General features: G+C 74.1%; 15 protein-coding genes. 7 read left to right on the top strand and 8 right to left on the bottom strand.

Annotation, left to right across the window (positions count from 1 at the left end; translation table 11 throughout):
* Positions 1-223 precede the first annotated feature (223 nt).
* Entirely contained in the window at positions 224-1495 is a 1272-nt protein-coding gene (locus IR158_RS06445; protein WP_291810953.1) for a cellulose binding domain-containing protein, read from the bottom strand.
* A 229-nt stretch (positions 1496-1724) separates the two neighbouring features.
* Between IR158_RS06445 and IR158_RS06440 the strand changes: the two genes are divergently transcribed.
* Both IR158_RS06440 and IR158_RS06435 read left to right on the top strand, forming a co-directional pair.
* A complete protein-coding gene (locus IR158_RS06440; RefSeq protein ID WP_291810951.1) occupies positions 1725-2990 on the top strand; it encodes an aspartate kinase in 1266 nt (421 codons plus the stop codon).
* A gap of 1 nt (position 2991) precedes the next feature.
* Entirely contained in the window at positions 2992-4053 is a 1062-nt protein-coding gene (locus IR158_RS06435; RefSeq protein ID WP_291810949.1) for an aspartate-semialdehyde dehydrogenase, read from the top strand.
* 153 nt (positions 4054-4206) lie between these two features.
* On the opposite strand, the gene IR158_RS06430 is transcribed toward IR158_RS06435, so the two are convergent.
* From IR158_RS06430 to IR158_RS06405, 6 genes are all read right to left on the bottom strand, one after another.
* On the bottom strand, positions 4207-4980 hold the full coding sequence (locus IR158_RS06430; RefSeq protein WP_291810946.1) for a hypothetical protein: 774 nt from the start codon (positions 4978-4980) through the stop codon (positions 4207-4209).
* Positions 4981-5198: 218 nt separating this feature from the next.
* On the bottom strand, positions 5199-5561 hold the full coding sequence (locus tag IR158_RS06425) for a hypothetical protein (RefSeq protein ID WP_291810943.1): 363 nt from the start codon (positions 5559-5561) through the stop codon (positions 5199-5201).
* 775 nt (positions 5562-6336) lie between these two features.
* Complete coding sequence (locus tag IR158_RS06420; RefSeq protein ID WP_291810940.1) at positions 6337-7005, bottom strand: response regulator transcription factor; 669 nt, start codon at positions 7003-7005, stop codon at positions 6337-6339.
* On the bottom strand, positions 7002-8303 hold the full coding sequence (locus tag IR158_RS06415; protein ID WP_291810935.1) for a histidine kinase: 1302 nt from the start codon (positions 8301-8303) through the stop codon (positions 7002-7004). The genes IR158_RS06420 and IR158_RS06415 overlap by 4 nt, the downstream gene beginning before the upstream one ends.
* 27 nt (positions 8304-8330) lie before the next feature.
* A complete protein-coding gene (locus IR158_RS06410) occupies positions 8331-10403 on the bottom strand; it encodes a serine hydrolase (protein WP_291810933.1) in 2073 nt (690 codons plus the stop codon).
* A 171-nt stretch (positions 10404-10574) separates the two neighbouring features.
* Positions 10575-12839 (bottom strand): LLM class flavin-dependent oxidoreductase, encoded by a 2265-nt coding sequence (locus tag IR158_RS06405; protein ID WP_291810931.1) that lies wholly within the window; start codon positions 12837-12839, stop codon positions 10575-10577.
* Positions 12840-12918: 79 nt separating this feature from the next.
* Between IR158_RS06405 and IR158_RS06400 the strand changes: the two genes are divergently transcribed.
* The gene (locus IR158_RS06400) at positions 12919-13413 is read left to right on the top strand and encodes a MarR family transcriptional regulator (protein ID WP_291810928.1); all 495 of its coding nucleotides are present in this window, start codon (positions 12919-12921) and stop codon (positions 13411-13413) included.
* Positions 13414-13574: 161 nt separating this feature from the next.
* On the opposite strand, the gene IR158_RS06395 is transcribed toward IR158_RS06400, so the two are convergent.
* A complete protein-coding gene (locus IR158_RS06395; RefSeq protein ID WP_291810926.1) occupies positions 13575-16316 on the bottom strand; it encodes a beta-L-arabinofuranosidase domain-containing protein in 2742 nt (913 codons plus the stop codon).
* Positions 16317-16548: 232 nt separating this feature from the next.
* Between IR158_RS06395 and IR158_RS06390 the strand changes: the two genes are divergently transcribed.
* From IR158_RS06390 to IR158_RS06375, 4 genes are read left to right on the top strand one after another with little or no spacing between them, the layout of a single operon-like run.
* Positions 16549-16956, top strand: coding sequence for a GntR family transcriptional regulator (locus IR158_RS06390; protein WP_291810923.1), 408 nt, complete (start codon positions 16549-16551; stop codon positions 16954-16956).
* Complete coding sequence (locus IR158_RS06385) at positions 16953-17882, top strand: ABC transporter ATP-binding protein (RefSeq protein ID WP_291810920.1); 930 nt, start codon at positions 16953-16955, stop codon at positions 17880-17882. Before IR158_RS06390 ends, IR158_RS06385 begins: the two co-directional genes overlap by 4 nt.
* Entirely contained in the window at positions 17879-18625 is a 747-nt protein-coding gene (locus tag IR158_RS06380) for a hypothetical protein (protein ID WP_291810917.1), read from the top strand. Before IR158_RS06385 ends, IR158_RS06380 begins: the two co-directional genes overlap by 4 nt.
* A gap of 30 nt (positions 18626-18655) precedes the next feature.
* A complete protein-coding gene (locus tag IR158_RS06375; RefSeq protein ID WP_291810915.1) occupies positions 18656-19393 on the top strand; it encodes a hypothetical protein in 738 nt (245 codons plus the stop codon).
* Positions 19394-19485 lie beyond the last annotated feature (92 nt).

The raw sequence follows: 19485 nt of genomic DNA, 5'->3' as shown, positions 1-19485 counted from the left end.
CCCCCTGCAGGTGGACGGCACCCGAATGCGCGTCGCACCAGGGGGGTAGCGCCCTCGCCGGGCAGGCCCCCGCAGTCGGCGGCAGTCGGCGCTGGATCGCCCTCTCGCGGGGGCGGTCGGGCTGGATCGCCCTCTCGCGGGGGCAGTCGGGCTGGATCGCCCTCTCGCGGGGGCGGTCGGGCTGGATCGCCCTCTCGCGGTGAGAGGGCGATCCAGCACCTCGTCAGCAGCCCGAGCGGGCGGAGCCGACCACCACGTCGTCGTACCAGAGGGTGTCCGCGCCGTCGCCGTAGCTCTCCCAGCCGAGCTTGAGGTCGACCAGGCGCGGCGTCCACGCCTTGTTGTGCCACTGGCTGTCGACGTCGTGCGTCGGCGTGCCGTCGGCGATCAGGCCCGTGACCTGCGAGCCGTCCAGCCACGTCGTCAGGCGTCCGGCCGGGTCGACCAGCGCCTCGATGCAGGACCACTGCCCGGTCGGCAGGGGCTTGCTCAGCGCGACACCGGCGGGGCTCTGCTCGGGGAGCGTGGCGTCGTCCGACGCACGGTTCCACTGCAGGGCGCCGTTCTGGCCACCCATGCGCAGGTCCCTGCCGCCGTCGTTGGCGTCCTTGAGCGCCACGAACGTCACGTGCGACGTGGGCAGCGCGGTGGTGTGGCGGACCCAGAACCGCACGTACGTCGGCTGGCCCGCCGTGCCGGAGACGGCACCGGACGCCTGGACGAACACGTGGTTGCAGTAGCCGACCGCGCCGTTGACGCGCAGCGAGCGGCTGCCGCTGTGCGCGACCGCGGAGTCGATGCTCGCGCTGCCCGTGCCCGAGCAGTCGGGGTGCACGACCGTCCACGGCGCCGCCGGCGCGGTGCCCGTCTGCGACTCGAAGCCGTCGCAGAACGCGCCGGTGCAGCCACCGGGGTCGGGTGTGGGGGTCGGCGTCGGGGTGGGCGTCGGCGTCGGTGTGGGCGTGGGTGTCGGGGTGGGCGTCGGCGTCGGGGTGGGCGTCACCGTCACCGTCGGCGTCGGCGTGGGCGTCGGGGACGGGGTGTCCCTGATGACCGTCGGCGTGCTGGTCGGCAGCGTCTGCCCCTCGCACAGCACGCCGTCAACCCGCACGTTCGCGGGTGTGGCCGGCGTCGACGTCGCGGTGCCCTGGAACCCGAAGGACGTGGTCGCGCCGGCGGCGAGCTGACCGTTCCACGAGGCGTTCGTGACGGTCACCGCCGCGCCGGACTGGCTGACGGTCGCGCTCCACGCGTTGCTGATCCGCTCGCCGGACGCGAGGTCGAACGTGAGCGTCCACCCGGAGCGTGCCGGTCCGGTGGTGAGTCGCGCCTCGGTGACGAAGCCGCCGGGCCAGGCGTTCGTGGTCCAGTCGACGCGGCACGAGTCGACGGCTTGCGCGGCGATCGCGCCGGCGACGCCGCCGGCCGCCAGGACGGCCGCGACGAGCGTGGTGACGACAGCGCGTCCGCGCGCGGTAGGACGGGTCGTGGACATGGTCCTCCCAGGGCAGTGCGCCGTAGGCTTGCCGGCGCGGGGACGGCGGCACCCACACACGGGCCGCCGTTCCGCAGCGTGGAGTACGCCGCCGGGTGTCACCAGGCGCCCAAACGCTTCAGTCGCGACCCGGACGACCGTCCACCAGTCGAACGGCCCGGTGTCCGCATCCTGGGCGCGGCCTACACTCGCGGGGTCCTTGCACGTCGAGCCGGAAGCGTCAACGCCCGTGGCCCTCATCGTCCAGAAGTTCGGTGGCTCCTCCGTCGCCGACGCCGCCAGCATCAAGCGCGTCGCGAAGCGGGTCGTCGAGACGCGCAAGGCCGGGCACGACGTCGTCGTCGTGGTCTCGGCCATGGGGGACACCACCGACGAGCTCATCGACCTGGCGCAGCAGGTCACGCCGCTGCCGCCGGTCCGGGAGATGGACATCCTGCTGACCGCCGGCGAGCGCATCTCGATGTCGCTGCTCGCGATGGCGATCCACAACCTGGGCATCGAGGCCAAGTCGTTCACCGGTCAGCAGGCCGGCGTCATCACCGACGAGGTCTACGGCAAGGCGCACATCATCGACGTGTCGCCCAGCCGCATCAAGGACACCGTCGCGCGCGGCGAGGTCGCGATCGTCGCCGGGTTCCAGGGCGTCAACCCGACGACGAACGACGTCACGACCCTCGGCCGCGGTGGCTCCGACACCACCGCGGTGGCGCTCGCGGCGGCCCTCAAGGCCGACGTGTGCGAGATCTACACCGACGTCGACGGCGTGTTCACCGCCGACCCCCGCATCGTGCCGACCGCCCGCAAGCGGGACCGCATCGGCTACGACGAGATGCTCGAGATGGCGGCCAGCGGGGCGAAGGTGCTCATGCCCCGCTGCGTCGAGTACGCCCGCCGGTACGACGTGCCCGTGCACGTGCGGTCGTCGTTCTCGACGCACACCGGCACGCTCGTGACGAACCAGGAGGACCCCACCATGGAGCAGCCGATCATCGCGGGCGTCGCGCACGACCGCAGCGAGGCCAAGATCACCGTCGTCGGCGTCCCCGACGTCCCCGGCAAGGCCGCGCGCATCTTCGAGATCGTCGCCGGCGCCGACGTGAACATCGACATGATCGTGCAGAACGTGTCGGCGGCCGCGACGGGCCTCACCGACATCTCCTTCACGCTGCCCGCGGCCGACGGCGCCCGCGCGACGTCCGCCCTGACGACGGACCAGCCGTCCATCGGCTTCCAGTCGCTGCAGTACGACGACACGATCGGCAAGCTCTCGCTCATCGGTGCGGGCATGAGGTCGCACCCGGGCGTCTCCGCCAAGCTGTTCGCGGCGCTGTCGGAGGCCGGCATCAACATCGAGATGATCTCGACGTCGGAGATCCGCATCTCCGTCGTCACCCGCGCCGACTCGCTGGACGACGCGGTGCGGGCCGTGCACACGGCGTTCGAGCTGGACGCCGAGGAGACCGAGGCCGTCGTGTACGGCGGGACGGGGCGTTGACGTGGCCGAGGGTCTGAGGATCGCTGTCGTCGGGGCGACCGGCCAGGTCGGCGCCGTCATGCGCCGCCTGCTGGACGAGCGGGACTTCCCGGTCGCGTCCATCCGCTACTTCGCGTCCGCGCGCTCCGCGGGCACGACGCTGCCGTGGCGCGGCGAGGACGTCGTCGTCGAGGACGTCGCGACGGCCGACCTGTCGGGCATCGACATCGCGCTGTTCTCCGCGGGCGGCTCGACGTCCAAGGAGCACGCGCCGCGCTTCGCCGCCGCCGGGGCGATCGTCGTCGACAACTCCTCGGCGTGGCGCCGGGACCCGCGGGTGCCGCTCGTGGTGTCCGAGGTGAACCCCGATGCGCTCGACGAGATCGAGATCGGCATCGTCGCGAACCCCAACTGCACGACGATGGCCGCGATGCCCGTGCTCAAGGTGCTGCACGACGAGGCGGGTCTGCGCCGGCTCGTCGTCTCGACGTACCAGGCGGTGTCGGGCTCGGGCCTGGCCGGTGCCAAGGAGCTCGACTCCCAGGTGCGGGCCGCGGTCGAGCAGGACACGCTCGCGCTCGTGCAGGACGGCGGTGCGGTCGCGTTCCCGTCGCCCGAGAAGTACGTCGCGCCGATCGCGTTCGACGTGATCCCGCTCGCGGGGTCGATCGTCGAGGACGGCCTGCACGAGACCGACGAGGAGCAGAAGCTGCGGCACGAGTCGCGCAAGATCCTCGACGTCCCGGACCTGCTGGTCTCGGGCACGTGCGTGCGTGTGCCGGTGTTCACGGGCCACTCGCTGAGCGTCAACGCCGAGTTCGAGCGCTCGATCTCCGTCGAGCGCGCGACCGAGCTGCTCTCGACGGCTCCGGGCGTGCAGCTCGCCGACGTCCCCACGCCGCTGGTCGCCGCCGGTCAGGACCCGTCGTTCGTCGGCCGCATCCGGCAGGACGAGGGCGCCCCCGAGGGCCGCGGCCTGGCGCTGTTCATCAGCAACGACAACCTGCGCAAGGGTGCCGCGCTCAACGCGGTCCAGATCGCCGAGGTCCTGGCGACCCGCCGCTTCGCCATCACCCGCGCCTGACGGCTGCCGCACGAGAGGTCGATCCAGCCCCGGAAGGAGGGGGCGGGATCGACCTCTCGCGTCGTGGGGAACGTGGCAGGTCGCCCTCGTGGCTGACGCCGGGAGCAGTCGGTCCGGTGCCGAGCGGTCGCCGTCGCCCGGTGACGTGCGGGCTCAGGCGCGCGGGCCGTCGAGCAGCTCCTCCAGCGTCACCCGGTAGAGGCTCGAGTTGCCGCTGCGGGCGTACAGGTCCGCGCCACGTGCCGTGAGGCCGAGGGCGCCGACATCGTCGCCCTCGGGCAGGACGAGTCGCCCGACGGGCGCGCCGACCTCGAACCCGCCCGGCCGCAGGTGGAACGGGCGGATGACGTCGTGCTCGGGACCGTAGCCCCCGACGAGGGCGCCGCGGCCGCCGTCGACGACGACGGCCCTCGCGCCCCCCGGTGGCGCTGGGCCGAGGTCCGTGACCGTGTCACCGAACGCCTGCACGAGGTGGAAGTCGGTGTAGGCGTAGCACCACGCCGTCTCTCCGGTGACGTTGAGCGCGTAGACGTCGAACACCGTCGGGAGGTCGGGCCGCTCCGACGCGTACGGGTACCACCACTGCGGCCTCAGCTCGTCGTTGAGACGCACGAGCTTGTGCAGCCCGAGGTCGTCGTCCGCCGTCTCGCCGTAGCCGATCCACGTCGAGCCCGACGGCGTGGTCAGGACGTGCCGGGGGTCGTGCCCGACGAACGCCGAGGTGATCAGCCGGCCGTCGGCGTCCCTGATCTGGGCGTTCTCCCGGCCCACCGTCCTGTGACGGCCGATGAGGAGCACCTTGCCGTCCGGTAGGGGCTGCACCGCCTCCAGATGAGGCATGTCGTCCAGGACGACCACGGGGTGGTCGCCGTCGAGGCGGTGCGCGAGCATCCGGTCCTCGCGCACCCGGCTCTGGAACAGCGCCAACCTTTCACCACGGGGCCCGAACCCGATCCGGGCAGGGAGGCCGTGCCATTGCGATCCTGTGCCGGGCCACGCCTCACGCCCGCTCACCGGGATCCTGATGCGGCGCAGAGGGACCATGGGCAGCTCGAGCGTCGGCCGCCTGCGTCGCAGCGGGAGAAGGACGTCGTCTCCGGTCATAGCGGGTGATTCTGCCTCTCCAGGGAACCGGGCCGCGCGGATCATGCACTCCGTGCGGTGGCGATCGACACCCGCCACACGAGACGGTCGGCCGCGAGACCGGGATCGGCTGCCGATCCCGCGGCGATGAGCGCGCCGATCCCGGTCTCGCCGTCGGGTGGTCCCGACTGCTGGACCGGGCCGCTGTCGAGGCGGTGGCGGACGCGGACCCCGCCGGGGCCCACGTGTGTGCGGCAGTCCGGCGGCGGACGCGGTTCAGTCGCCGGTCGGGCGGGCGCCCGGTCCCAGCGCGCCAGCACGGCGACGGCGACGCCGAACCCCGCCAGGCACCCGTGCGGGTAGTACCCGAGCGCGAGCATCCCCGCGAGCAGGACGGCCGGGGAGCACGCGAGCAGCACCCGCACGCGGCGCTGCCTCCCGGTCCCGCGGTGAGTGCGGCAGCGACCCCGGCGACCGCCACAGCACCGAGCACGACGGCCTCGGCGCCCCACCACGCGTGCAGCGGGGAGGCCTCGTCGGCGCCGAGGTAGCTCACGGGTGTCACCACCGCGCCGGTGAGCGTCGCGACGGCCAGGACCCGCCCGCCCCACCGCGCCGGTTGCAGAGCTACGAGCAGGGCCACGCCGATCGTGAGGAACGACAACGCGGCCAGCGCGCCGACGACGACGTACGGGTCGCCCACCCACGCCCCGACGCAGCGGTACGGCTCGACCCCGGCCAGGGTGTCGACGACGGGCCACGAACAACGCATGGCGACGAGGGGAAGGGTCAGCAGCGCCCACGCGGCGCCACCGACGGCGAGTCCCGTCGCGAGCCGTGCCGAGGAGTCGAGGCGTGCCGTCCGCGCGCCCGACCCGGGCACGTCCGGCCAGGCACGCGGTTCCGCCCCGTCCGTGGCGGCCCGTCCGCTCGTGTCGCACCACTGCTCCGGTCGGTCGGGCCCTGGCCTGCTGCCGCGGGCATCGTCGCAGGTCGGCGCTCCGGGGTCAGTCCCCGAGACGGGTGGACCGACCTCCGTGAGCCGAAGGGCAGGCTCCGACCGGTGCTGCTCTCTCGCGGTGTGTGGGTGACTGGATTGCACTCTCACGCCCTGCGGGGGTGACTGGATTGCACTCTCACGGCCTGCGGGGTGACTGGATTGCACTCTCACGCCTGGGGGGTGGGGGCTGGATTGCACTCTCACGCCTGGGGGGTGGGGGTGGCCAGGCCGGTGCGGTAGGCCCAGACGACCGTCTGGAGGCGGTCGCGGGTGCCGAGCTTGGTCATCGCGCGGCCGAGGTGGGACTTCACGGTGGACGGCTCGACGAACAGGGCGTCGGCGATCTCCGCGTTGGACAGGCCCTGGGCGAGGAGCCGGACGATGTCGGTCTCGCGCGGTGTGAGGAGCTCCGCCTCGGGGCCCGGTGCGGGCGCGGGTCGACGGCGCGCGAACTCCGCGATGACGCGCCGGGTCACGGACTGGTCGAGCATGCCGTCGCCGCGGGCCAGCCGGCGGATCGCGTCGGCCAGGTCCGCGGGGTCGCAGTCCTTGAGGACGAACCCCTCGGCGCCCGCCTCCAGCGCACCGAAGACGTACTCGTCGAGGTCGAACGTCGTCACCACGAGCACGGCAGGCAGCGCGGCGCCGTCGCGCTCGGCGACGATCTGCCGGGTCGCGGTCAGCCCGTCGCCGCCCGGCATCCGCACGTCCATGCAGACGACGTCGGGCTGCGTCCGACGCACCACCGCGACGGCGTCCGGGCCGCTGGACGCCTCGCCGACGACCTCCAGGTCGCCGTAGTCCTCCAGCAGCACGCGGAACCCCGCGCGCACCACCGCCTGGTCGTCGACCAGCACCACCCGGATCACGCACCCACCGTCCCGTCGTCGCCCACCGGCTCACCCACCGTCCCGTCGTCGTGCCACGCCGCCCCGTCCACCGGCACCCGTAGCCGCACGCGCCACCCGCCGTCGTCCGTCGGCCCGGTGTCGAGCGTGCCGCCGACGAGCGCCGCGCGCTCCCGCATCACGGCGAGCCCCGCGCCGCCGTGCTCGCCCGGCGCGGGGCGGACGGCCGACAGCGGCGCGCCGTTGACGACGTCCAGCACCACCGCGTCGCGCGCGTGCTCCACGTGCACCCGCACCGGTGCGCCGGGGGCGTGCTGCCGAGCATTCGTGAGGGCCTGCTGCGCGACCCGGTAGACCGAGACGTCCGCGAGGGGCGGCAGCGCCTGCGGGGCGCCCACCTCCGCGAGCTCGACGGTGTCGCCCAGGTCCCGGGCGCCGCGCACCAGGTCCGGCAGCGCCGCGACGCCGGGGACGGGTGCGGTGCCGTCCTGCTGGTCGTCGCCGCGCAGCAGCCCGACCACCTGCCGGAGGCTGTCGAGCGTCTCGCGGCCCTGGTCGCGCAGCCACGCGGCCCCGGCACGGGCGGCGTCCGGGTCCCGTCCGACGAGCCGCTCGACGGCCGCCGCCTGCACGACCATGCCGGACAGGTGGTGCGCGGCGACGTCGTGCAGCTCGCGCGCGAGGCGGGCCCGCTCCTCGGCGACGGCGGACCGGACCCGCGCGTCGCGCTCGCGCTCGAGCTGGGCGGCGCGCTCCTGCACGAGCCGCAGGTGGTCGCGCCGGGTCGCCAGGTACGTCCCGATCAGCACGGCTGCGCCCCAGATCAGCAGGGACGACGCGCCGTGCTGCAGGACCGCGTCGCCGCCGGCCCCCCGGGCTGTGATCGCGACGGTCGTGCCGGCCGCCTCGGCGAGCGCGACCGCGCCGGCGACGCGCAGCGCCCGGCCCGTCGGCAGGTTCAGGCCGATCGTCGCGCCGGCGACGAGCGCCGCGACGGTCCGCACCGACACGTCGGGGGCGAGCGCCACGATCGCGACCTGGGTGCCCACCACCAGGGCGAGACAGGCGTCCAGCCGCACCCGCCGCAGCGCGAGGGCCAGGCTCTGCACCGCGACGACCAGCACGATCCACGGCAGGACGGCCCGCGCACCGGGGAGCTCGGCCGCGGCGGCCGTCATCGTCGCCAACGCGACGCCGACCATGAGCACCGTGACCGCGACCGCGAGCAGCAGGTCGCGCGCGGCGGGGCCGCGCACCCCGAGGCGTGACAGGCGCTCGGCCCACCACGCCTCGGGGGCGACGCCCCGGGGGCTCTCCATGTCGGACATCCTCGCGTGCCGACCGGCTCAGTAGGTGATGTTCGGTGACGTGAGCAGGAGCTCGTTCGCGGACCAGGAGACCGCGGCGAACGCGACGAGCAGGACGCCGGCCCCGGCGACGCGCAGCGGGCCGGTGCCGGCACGGGACTCCGCGACGAGTCGCCAGACGGCGGCGAGCAGACCCAGGACGCCGATCCACGTGAGTACCTGCACGACGCGGATGACGGACGTCGGGAAGTCGCCCTCGAGCTGCATGATGCTCATGGCGACGAACGCCCAGCCGGCGACCGCGAGGACGGCCGACGCGGACGCGACACGGGTGAGGGCACGGGGCAGGCGCAGCCGGGCCCGAGACGGTGACGCGGGGGACGGTGACGTGGAGGACGGCGACGCGGGGGAGGTGCCAGGCCCCGCGGAGTCGCGCACGGTGCGGCCCCGTACCTTGCGGACGACGGCGCCGGCGGACCAGGCCAGCAGACCCAGGAGGAGGACGACGACACCACCGAGGAGGGCGGGGACGGCCGCGCTGCCCGTCGCACTGACGGGCACGAGGGTCATCGCCGAGTCGTGGCCGATCAGCTCGACACGTCCCTCGTCGTCGGTCTCCACGACGAACCGCCGGTCGCCGCCGACCTCCTGGTACACCCACGGCTCGATCTCCTCGTACAGGAGCGGGTGGACCGACGTGACGCCCGGCGGCAGGAGCACGCGGTCACCGTCGACGACCTGCAGCTGCAGCGGCCGGACCAGGCTCACCGCGGACATGAACGTCGAGTGGAAGCCGCGGTTGCTCCGGTAGGAGCCGGCGACGACCTCGGCGTGCGCGGCGCGGGTCGCGTCGTCGACCTCCGACGTCGTCGGACCGTCGGCGGGCAGGTAGCGGTCGGTGAACGCGGCGAGCACCTCGTCGCGCAGCGCGTACGCGGACTGCCCGGGGCCGGTGCTGTTGAACGACACGAACAGCCCCGTGCCCTCGTCGGGCCACAGCCGCAGGTGCGTGTGGAAGACGTTGGTGTCGCCGCCGTGACCCACGGCACGAGGCCCGCGGCCGGTCTCGTCGAACCAGCCGAGGCCCATGCGCGGACCCGCGGCGAGCGCGCCGAGGCTGTCGGCGTCGAGCGCCGGCTCCTGCATGAGGCGGCGGGTCGCGTCGGAGAGGACGTCGTCCCCGTCGGCCTGCCGGCCCAGGTGCACGAGCATGAAGCGTGCCATGTCGGTCGCGGTCGCGCTCAGCGCCCCGGCGGGCGGCTGGCCGACGACCTCGAAGTCCGAGGGCGGGTCGTCGGACGTCGCGTACCCCTGCGACATCTGCCCGGCGAGGTCCTCGGGCAGCGGCTGCTCGAACGTCGAGGACGACATCCCGGCGGGGGCGAGGACGTGCTCGGCGACGTACTCCTCGAAGCGCTGCCCGCTGACGGCCTCGACGACGTAGCCGGCCAGCGCGTTGCCGTAGTTGGAGTACGCGGGGGTTGTTCCCGGCTCGAAGACCTGCTCAGGCGGGTCGATGACGAGGCTGGCCCGCAGGTCGGGGGCCTGGCCCGGGGCGCCGAACATGCCGCTGAGGCGCTCCTCGAAGCCGGAGGTGTGGGTGAGCAGGTGGCGCAGCGTCACGGGGTGGTCGAGGTCGAGGCCGAGCTGCGTGTACTGCTCGACGTCGGTGTCGAGATCGACCTGGCCGTCCTCGACGAGCTGCATGACGGCGGTGGCCGTGAACATCTTCGAGAGGGACCCGAGCCGGAACAGCGTGCCGTCGGGGTCGACGGGCGTCCCGGCGGCGACGTCGGCGACGCCGAACCCGCGGGCTGTGAGCATCTCGCCGTCGTGCACGACCGAGACGGTGGCACCGGCGACCTTCGCCTCCGCCAGCGCGTCGGGGAGCGTGTCGTCGAGCCACGCGTCGACGTCGGCCTTCGTCAGCCCGGCGGTGGAGGCGGGCTGGGGGGTGCGGGGCTCGGGTGCGGTCGCGGCGCCCCCGGCGCACGCGGTGAGCGTGGCGACGAGCGCCGCACCGGCGAGGGCGACGGCGGTGCGGCGCAACGGCCGCGTGGTGTGGCGCGGCTCGCGGTGCGGCGGCTCGGTGCGGCGTAGCGACGTGCCCATGGTGACCTCCTGCGTCGCGAGCGTCCGGACGGTTCCGGATCTCGGCCTCGCGACCTGCATCCATGCTGGTCAACGCAGGGGCGCCCGGTCTTGGGGCGCAGCGGGGAACCTCGGTTGCGACCTTGGGGGGAGGCCGGCCGCCCCAGGGCGTGCCGCAGGGGCGGCCCCCACCTACCCCCGCGGGTCGATCGGGAAGTTCTGGTCGAACACGTGGTCGGGGTCGTACGTGCGCTTGAGGGCGCGCAGCCGGTCGAGCGTGGGCTGCGGGAACGCCTCGAGCAGGCGCTCAGGACGCGGGTCGGTCTCGAAGGAGAGGTACAGGCCGTCCATGTGGGGGTGCGCGAGGCGGTCCCAGGCGTCGTCGAGGCCGGCGCGGGTGGAGCGCCCGGCGAAGGCGCTCACGACGAGCTCCTGGTGCCGGTGGGCGTACGCGGTGGCGTCCGGGGCCACGTCGTTGCCCGCGCCGCCCGTGGCGCGCAGCTGCATGAGCCCCGCCTCGCCCGAGCCGAGCAGCGCCGCGAGGTCCGCCGCGGCCGCGGACGTCATGGTCGGCAGCAGGCCGGACCGGGTGACGGGCGGCGCACCGCCGTCGTGGTGCTTGGCGACGGGCCCGACGACGCCCGAGTACGGCGTCAGGGACGCGCGCTGGTCGAGCACGGGACCGGCACCGAGCAGCTCCTCGAGCACGGTGACGGCCGACGTCGTGTCGTCGTCGGCCCACACGGTCATGGCCTGCGCGAGCGGCTGGCGCCCGCCGCCGCCGGCCTGCAGGTGCAGGAAGCTCGTGAGCTGCCGCGGCGCGTCCCGCACGGTGCGGCTCCAGCGCTCGACGAGCCCGGCGGGGTCCGACGCGTCGAACGTCATGGTCGCGTACACGACGTCGGGCACCTCGGCCGCCTCGATCTCGACCCAGGTGACGACGCCGAGGTTGGCGCCCGCGCCACGCAGCCCCCAGAACAGCTCGGGCTCGTGCTCCGCGTCCACCACGTGCACGGTCCCGTCGGCCGTGACGACCTCGTACGCGACGACGTGGTCGATCGTCAGCCCGTACGACCGTCCGAGCAGCCCGATGCCGCCCGTGGTCGCCAGGCCCCCGACGCCCACGCCGCCGTAGTCCCCGGACGAGATGGCCCACCCCCGCCGTGCGAGCGTCGCGGCGACCGTGCCCCACGTCGCGCCGGCGCCCAGCCGGACGCGTCGGGCCGCCTCGTCGACGACCGTCACCTGGTCGAGCGCGCCGACGTCGAGCAGCACGCCACCGTCGTTCGTCGAGCGGCCGGAGATGCCGTGCCCGCCGGAGCGCACGCCGAGCGGGCCGTGCTGCTCACGCGCCCAGCCGAGCGCGTCGACCACCTGGGGCGTCGTGCGGGGGAGCAGGACGACGCCGGGGGCACCGCGCCTCATGTACGTCGAGCGCAGCCCCGCGTAGGCGCGGTCGCCGGGCTCGACGGCGGTGACGTCGGACGGGACGGTGTCGTACGCGATGCCCTGGGCGCGCTTCGCGAGCGCGACCGCGCTGCGGACGGGTCCGGCGGCGGTGCCGGACGTCGCCCGCTCGGCCGCGACCGCGTCCCGCACGGCGGGGGCGACCTGCTCGGCGAACGTGCGGATCGTCCCCGGGTCGTCCGTGGCCAGGACGAACGTGCCGGTGCCGTCCTCGAGCGCGTACCGGACCAGTGCGTCGACCCACTGCTCGGGCGGGCCGTCGAGGCCGCCGCCGGGCGTCGGGGTGAAGCGTCCGCCGATGTTCAGCAGGCGGCGGATCTCGCGCGGGTCGCGTCCGGCGCCGGTCGCGGCCTCGTCGATGGTCGCGTTGGCGCGGCCCAGGTCGCCGGGCTGCATGTAGGCGAGCGACGGCAGCCAGCCGTCGGCCTTGCGCCCGACGAGCCGCAGCATGCGCGGCTTGTACGCACCGACCCAGATGCCGATGTCGTGCGCCGGGGCCGGTCCGCGCTTGGCGCCCGCGAGCCGGTGGTGCTCCCCGTCGACGCGCAGCGGACCGCGCCCGTCGGTGTCCCACAGCGCGCGGATGACGTCGATCGCCTCGTCCAGCGCGCCGACCGCCTCCCCGGGCGTGAGCCGCGGGACGCCCATGGCCTCGATCGCGTCCCAGAAGGCGCCCGCGCCCAGGCCCAGCTCGGCGCGTCCCCCGGAGAGCAGGTCCAGGCTCGCGGCGGCCCGCGCGAGGACCGCCGGGGGGCGCATCGGCACGTTGAGGACGTTGCCGGACAGGTGCACGCGTTGCGTGCGGGCGGCGACGTAGGAGAGCAGCGTCCACGTGTCGAGGAAGGACGGCTGGTACGGGTGGTCCTGGAACGTCACGAGGTCGAGGCCGACCTCTTCCGTGAGCACCGCGAGCTCGACCGGTGCCTGCGGGTCGGCGTTCTGCGGGGTGAGGAACGTGCCGAACTGCAGCTCGTGCCCGTAGTCGGTCATGACGGCGCCTCCAAGATCGTGTAGTGGGTAGATCATATGCACGACAGACGATCTACCGGAACGCGAGTATGCTGACGGCGTGACGGACACCACGACCCGCGCTGCCGCGCCCGCACCGGAGCGCCCCGCCGAGGACCTCGGCTGGCAGCTCGGCACGCTCCTGGCGCGCTGGCGCGACGGCGTCGCCGACGCCCTCGAGGGCATCCCGGCCGGCCCGCGCGGTTACCACCTGCTGCGCGTCGCCGCCGAGGCGACCGTCCCGCCGACCCAGGCGGCGCTCGCGAGCCACCTCGGCATCGACCGCACCGTCATGACCTACCTGCTCGACGACCTGTGCGACGCGGGCCTCGTCGAACGCTGCCCCGACCCCGCCGACCGCCGGGTGCGCCGCATCGCCGCCACCGCCACCGGGCGGTCGCTGCTGGCCGACGTCGAGGGCCGCATGGCCACCGCCGAGGTCGATGTGCTCCGCGGCCTGAGCGCGGGCGAGCGTGACACGCTGCGCACCCTGCTGGCGCGCACGACCGGGACCGCCGCGCCGGGCGAGGACCGCTGCGCCGTCGTCACCGGCTGACGCCGCCGGCCGTCGAGCAGGCGCAGGTCCTCCTGGTCGTCACGGCGACCCCCGGGACGCCCGACGACGAGCTGCGCCTGCCGGCCTCCCTGGGCCTGCGCCCGGTCCCGCGCGGGGGACCCCGGCGGAGGCGGTGGGGCCCACCTCCGCCGGGGAGATCGTCAGACGAACCGCCACAGGTGGTCGGCGGTGCCGCTGTCGTCCCACACCAGCACCTGGGCGCCCTGGCTGGTCGACATCCCGTCCACGCCGAGCACGCGCCCTGTCGCGCTCTGCAGCCGGAAGTACCCGCCGGAGCCGTACCGCAGCCGCCACCGCTGCGTGCTCGCGCCCGTGTCGGTGGTCGAGACCGCGCGCCCGCCGTTGCCCGTGCCGTCGACGGCCAGCACCTTGCCCGTGTGCTGGTTGCGCACGCGCAGCAGACCGTCGCCGCCGAGCACCGCGGTCCACAGGTGGTCGGCCGTGCCCGTGTCGCCCCACTGCAGCACGCGCGCGCCGTCGGCCGTCGACATGTCCGTGACGCCCAGCACCAGGCCGCTGTTCCGGTTCTGGATGCGGCGCGCGCCGGTGGGTACGACGCGCCAGCGGTTGTCGGTGGTCCCGTCGTCGCCGGTCATGACGGCCTGCGTGCCCTGCGCCGTGCCGTTGCCCTGCATGCCGAGCAGGCGCGACGTGTGCGCGTTGCGGACGCGGTGCGTGCCGTCGCCCGCGTCGAGCAGCGTCCAGCGGTGGTCGGCCGTGCCGGTGTCCCCCCACTGCAGGACGCGCGCGCCGTCGGCGGTCGACATGTTCTCGACGCCCAGCACCTTGCCGCTGTGGACGTTGCGCAGCTTGAGGCCGTCGCCGTCGGGCACCAGGACCCAGTCGTGGTCGGCGGACCCGTTGTCGGCCCACTGCAGCGCCAGGCCGCCGTCGGCGGTGGACATCGAGGCGATGCCGAGCACCAGGCCGCTGGCGGCGTTGACCAGGCGGTAGGGGCCGGACCCGCCCGTGGGCGTGCCGCCCGACCCGTCGGTGCGCCAGTAGACGGTGTAGTTGTGGCCGTGCGCGTCGTAGAACGGGCCGAGCGGCACGGCCTGACCGTCGGCGCGGGCCGTGAACGCGAGGGACGACGCGCTGCTGCGCGCGACGGACGCGACGTCCAGGGTCGGTGGCGCCGAGAGCGTCCGGTCGCCGTAGTTCCCGGACAGCACGACGGGACCGTAGAAGAGCGCGCCCGTGCGGGGGTCGTCGTTGGTCGGCTCGACGCGCACGCTCATGGGCAGCCGCACGCCCAGCGCGTCGCCCGCGGCCCACGTGCGCGTGACGGAGGCGTACGTGCCGGGCGTCGCCGTGACGCCCAGCGGTGCGCCGTTGAGCGTCAGGGACGCGCCGGTGGCCCACGACGGGATGCGCACGCGGAGGGTCCACGACCCCGCCGGGCTCCCGCCGACCGTGAGGGTGGTGGTGTCCGCCACGGGGTAGGACGTGGTCTGCGTGACCGTGAGGCCCCGCTCGGCCCACGTGAGGGTCGAGGCCATGAACAGGTTCACCGTGAGCGTCGTGCCCTCGAAGAAGTAGATCGAGTCCATGAGCTTGGTGCTGGTCTCGATGCCCGTGCCCTGGCAGCACCAGAACGTCGTGTACGGCGTCGAGAACGTGCCGCCGCCCCACGCCGGCCCGGAGGAGACGCCGCGCCGGCCGCCCGGGCGCAGCGGCGTGAAGTACGAGAAGCCGCCGAGCGGGTCGGTGGGGTTCTGCGCGCCGAGCAGGTGGTTGAGCAGCGCGCGCTCGTAGAAGTCGAAGTAGCGGGCGTCGTCGGGGTCGAGGGTCCACAGCTCACGCGTGAGCTTGAGCATGTTGTACGTGTTGCACTGCTCGCACGTGTCGTTGTCGAGGTACGTCGAGATCGCGTTCGCGGGACGGAAGTGCTCGGCCTCGCTGTTGCCGCCGATCGCGTAGGTGTGCGCCCCGACGGTGATCGCCCACGCGTTGCGCGCGACGTCGCGGTAGCGGGTCGTGCCGGTGGACTTGTACTCGCGCGCCGCACCCACCCACTTGGGCACCTGCGTGTTGGCGTGCGACCCGTTGAGCTGGTCGCGGTTGGCCGCGAGGGGGTCGAACGACGCGGCGTGGTCGAACCGCTGCGCGACGCGCAGCCAGCGGCTGTCGTCGGTCATGAGGTAGAGGTCCGCCAGCACGGCGTTCATGCCGCCGAACTCGACCCGCAGGCACGTCTGCATCTGCGCCTGCGACAGCCGTGCCGTGCGCGTGTCGACCCAGCCGGCGAGGCGCAGCAGCACGTCGCGGGCCTGCGTGCTGCCCAGCAGCCGCCAGACGTCGAGCAGGCCCGCGAGCGTCTTGTGGATGGCGTAGTAGGGCACGTTGCCGTTGCCGGTCCCCGTCTCGGCGACCGTGAGCTCGGACTCGGGGAATCCCGACAGGTACCCCGTGGCGAACCCGGCGGCGCCGTTGTTGTCCTGGCAGCGGGCCAGCCCGGCGACCATCGTCGTGGCCTTGTCGCGGCACGTCGTGTCGCCCAGCACGGCCCACGCCTGGGCCCAGGCGGTGAGGAAGTGCCCCTGGCTGTGGCTGCGGAAGGGGAAGGTCGGGGCCTCCCACCCGCCCAGCGGCTGGGCGTTCTGCGTCGACAGCCGGTGGTTGGCACGGAAGCTGTACAGCAGGCGGTCGACGTCGACGCTGCGCAGGTAGGCCAGCGTGCGGTCCTGGTTCTGGGTCCAGCGGCTCGCGGCCAGGCGCACCTGGCCGAGCTCGAAGGGTCGCGCCCGGGTGCCGATCTCCGCGCGGGCCAGGGGCGTCTCGGCGGCGAGGGCCCGGGGGAGCGGCCCGAGGTGCGGCCCCGCCGCGACGACGAGGCCGGCGGCACCGGCGAGCTGCAGGAGGCGTCGCCGGGTGAGCGGCACCCGAGGGTGGTCTGCGGGAGGTGGTGGCTGGGACATCGTCGGGACCTCTCCGTCGAGGCGGTGTGAACGATCACAACCGGGATGCCGGTGAACGTAACCCGGCGCGCGGTGGTCGTAAACGCCGTGGCGCGGACGAAACGCTTCGCAGTCCGCGACGGGGGGTTGCAGCCGGCGCGGTTCTATGGTTCATTAGTCGAGTAATGAACCAGACAACCGGCAGGAAGGGGTGACCGTGTTCGACGGACGCGACCCCGTGTACCTGCAGATCGCCGACCAGATCCGCCAGGACGTGCTCTCGGGAGCCCTGGCCGCCGAGGAGCAGGTCATGTCCACGACGCAGTACGCCACCACGTTCCGGATCAACCCGGCGACGGCGGCCAAGGCGTTCGCGCAGCTCGTCGACGAGGGCGTGCTCTACAAGCGCCGGGGCGTCGGGATGTTCGTCGCCCCCGGTGCCCGCGAGCGGCTGCTCGCCGACGCCCGCGAGTCCTTCTTCACCGACAGCGTCGACCCGGTGGCCGACGCCGCCCGCGTCCTGGGCATCGACGTCGAGGACGTCGTCGCCCGGCTCCGCGCCCGCGCGGCCACCGCCCCGGCGCCCACCACCACCACCGACGGACCCCAGGGAGATGCACGATGACCGCGACGACCACCGGCTGGGGCGTCGAGCTGCAGGGCGTCACGCAGCGCTACGGCGACGTCGTCGCGCTCGACGACGTGACGCTGACGATCCGTCCCGGCACCATCACCGGCCTGCTCGGGCGCAACGGCTCCGGCAAGTCCACGCTCGCCGGGCTGGTGGCCGCGTTCCGTCGTCCGACCGCCGGCCGGGTCCTCGTCGACGGCGAGGACCCGTGGGAGAACGAGCGCGTCGTGCCCGGCGTGTGCTTCGTCCGCGAGTCGGGCGACGTGCTGGACGACTACTCGCTGAAGGACAACCTCGCGTACGTCTCCGGTGCGCGCCCGACGTTCTCGCACGAGCTCGCGGGCGAGCTCATGGACCTGTTCGAGCTCGAGCCGCAGCGCAAGCCGTCCAAGCTCTCGCGCGGCAAGAAGTCCGCCTTCGGCATCGTGCTCGGCCTGGCGTCGCGCGCGCCCCTGACGATCCTCGACGAGGTCCACCTGGGGCTCGACGCGCCCAGCCGGTACGCGTTCTACGACACGCTGCTCGCGGACTACGCCGAGCACCCGCGCACCCTGGTGCTGTCCAGCCACCTGATCGACGAGATCGAGCGTCTCCTCGAGGACGTCGTCGTGCTCGACCGTGGGCGCGTGCTGGTCACCCAGGACGCCGAGAGCCTGCGCGCCGAGGGTGTGTCGGTCACCGGTCCGGCGACCGCGGTGCAGGAGTTCGTCGCCGGGCGCGAGGTGCTCGCGACCCAGCGGCTCGGCGGCACCGTCCAGACGACCGTGCGCGGCGCACTCGTGGAGGGCGACGTGCGCCGCGCACGGGAGGCCGGGGTCGACCTCGGCCCCGTCCCGCTGCAGGACCTGTTCGTGCACCTGACGGACCCGAACCGCACGGGCGCGTCGTCGTCCCGCGCACGCCAGGAGGTCGACCGATGACCACCGGCACCACCGCACCCGCGCGCACCACGACACCCGTCGCGCACACCGTGCGTCGGCTGGGTGCCGCCCTGCTCGTCATGGCCGGGTGGTTCTGGGGGATCGCGGTGGCCGCGATCACGGTCGCCAACGTGGTCGCCTGGCTCGTCACCGGCCGCGTGGACGTGTCCATCGCCGTGTACGCGCGTCAGGGCTCGCTGTGGTTCCCGTTCTCGCTGGCGATCATGCTCGTCGCCGCCTACCTGCGGGTCCACGTCGCGGCCGGCATGACGCGGCGCACGTTCGTCCGCGCCGCCGTGCTCGTCGAGGTGACGGCCGGTCTGGCGTACGCGGCGATCCTCACGGCCGTCATCCTGGCCGAGCGGGCCGTCCACAGCGCGCTCGGGTGGGACGCGACGATCACCGAGATCCAGCTCACCGACGAGTCGTCGCCGTTCTGGCTGCTGTTCCTCGACCTCGCCGTGCCGTTCGTCCTCGGCAACCTGTCGGGCCTGCTGGTCGGGATCGTCTACCAGACGCGCGGCGGGTGGTGGGGCACCCTCACGCTGCCGCTGACGGTCGGCCCGGTCGCCGTCTCGCAGTACGTCGCAGGGGCGCGGCTGGTCGACCTGCCCGGCGTGTGGACCACGACGCCCGGAGGTGACATGGCGCTCGCCGTCGGCATCGGTGCCGCGCTGGGGGTCGTGATGCTCCTGGTGTTCGCCACCCTGACCCGGCGCGCCCAGCTCGCGTCGAACGCCTGACCCACCCGCTCGACCCGGAAGGAGGAGACGATGACCACCACCGACGTGACCCGTCCGTCGCCGACCCTGAACACCGTGCAGTCGCTGAGCCGGACCGTCCTGCGCCTGGCCGCCTGGTTCTGGGGCCTCGCGGTGGCCGGCGTCGCCGTCGCGACGCTCGTCGTGTGGCTCGTCGACGGCGAGGTCGACCAGCTCATCGCGGTGCTCGCCCTCCAGGGCGGGATCTGGTTCCCGTTCTCCCAGGCCATCGCGGTCAGCGGCACCTACCTCGTGGCGCACGTCGCCGCGGGCATGACGCGTCGCACGTTCGTCCGGGCGGCGCTCGTCGTCGCCGTCGTCACGGGGGTCGGCTACGCGGTGGCCCTCGGGCTGCTCGTCCTCGCGGAGCGTGCGCTCCACCTGGCCCTCGGCTGGGGCGTCCACATGGCGACCGTCGGCCTGCCGGTGGGTGACCCCTCCGTCGGTGACCTCCTCGTCGCCCTGGTCGCGCTCGTCGTGCCGTTCGCCCTGGCCAACGTCGCCGGGCTGCTCGTGGGGATCGTCTACCAGCGGCTGGGCGGCCTGTGGGGCACGCTCGCCCTGCCGTTCACGGTGGGACCGCTCGCGCTGGTCCTCTACGTCCTGCCGTTCGTCCCGTTCCTCGGTCTGCCCGAGGGCGGCCCGCGGATCGCACTCAGCGCCCTCGTCGGCGTGCTCCTCGCCGCGGCCTGCGCCGCCGTGTTCGCGACGCTCGCGCGCCGCACCCAGCTCGCCTCGACGACCGGCTGAGCCCACCGCCGCCCACCGCGGCACGACCCGCCACCGCTCACGGAGCCGGCAGCTGCCGTCTCCGCGGCACCCCACACCCTCGCGCCGAGCGG

The organism is Cellulomonas sp. (assembly GCF_015234515.1).
GTDB lineage: Bacteria > Actinomycetota > Actinomycetes > Actinomycetales > Cellulomonadaceae > Cellulomonas.
The sequence above is the reverse complement of the archived record's forward strand: the minus strand, read 5'-3'. Positions and strand labels throughout refer to the sequence as shown.

Bases quoted from the DNA above. Each gene is read 5' to 3' on its own strand.
- IR158_RS06405 (WP_291810931.1), bottom strand. From the start codon at position 12,839: ATGACCGACTACGGGCACGAGCTGCAGTTCGGCACGTTCCTCACCCCG.
- IR158_RS06415 (WP_291810935.1), bottom strand. From the start codon at position 8,303: ATGGAGAGCCCCCGGGGCGTCGCCCCCGAGGCGTGGTGGGCCGAGCGC.
- IR158_RS06380 (WP_291810917.1), top strand. From the start codon at position 17,879: ATGACCACCGGCACCACCGCACCCGCGCGCACCACGACACCCGTCGCG.
- IR158_RS06445 (WP_291810953.1), bottom strand. From the start codon at position 1,495: ATGTCCACGACCCGTCCTACCGCGCGCGGACGCGCTGTCGTCACCACG.
- IR158_RS06375 (WP_291810915.1), top strand. From the start codon at position 18,656: ATGACCACCACCGACGTGACCCGTCCGTCGCCGACCCTGAACACCGTG.
- IR158_RS06385 (WP_291810920.1), top strand. From the start codon at position 16,953: ATGACCGCGACGACCACCGGCTGGGGCGTCGAGCTGCAGGGCGTCACG.
- IR158_RS06410 (WP_291810933.1), bottom strand. From the start codon at position 10,403: ATGGGCACGTCGCTACGCCGCACCGAGCCGCCGCACCGCGAGCCGCGC.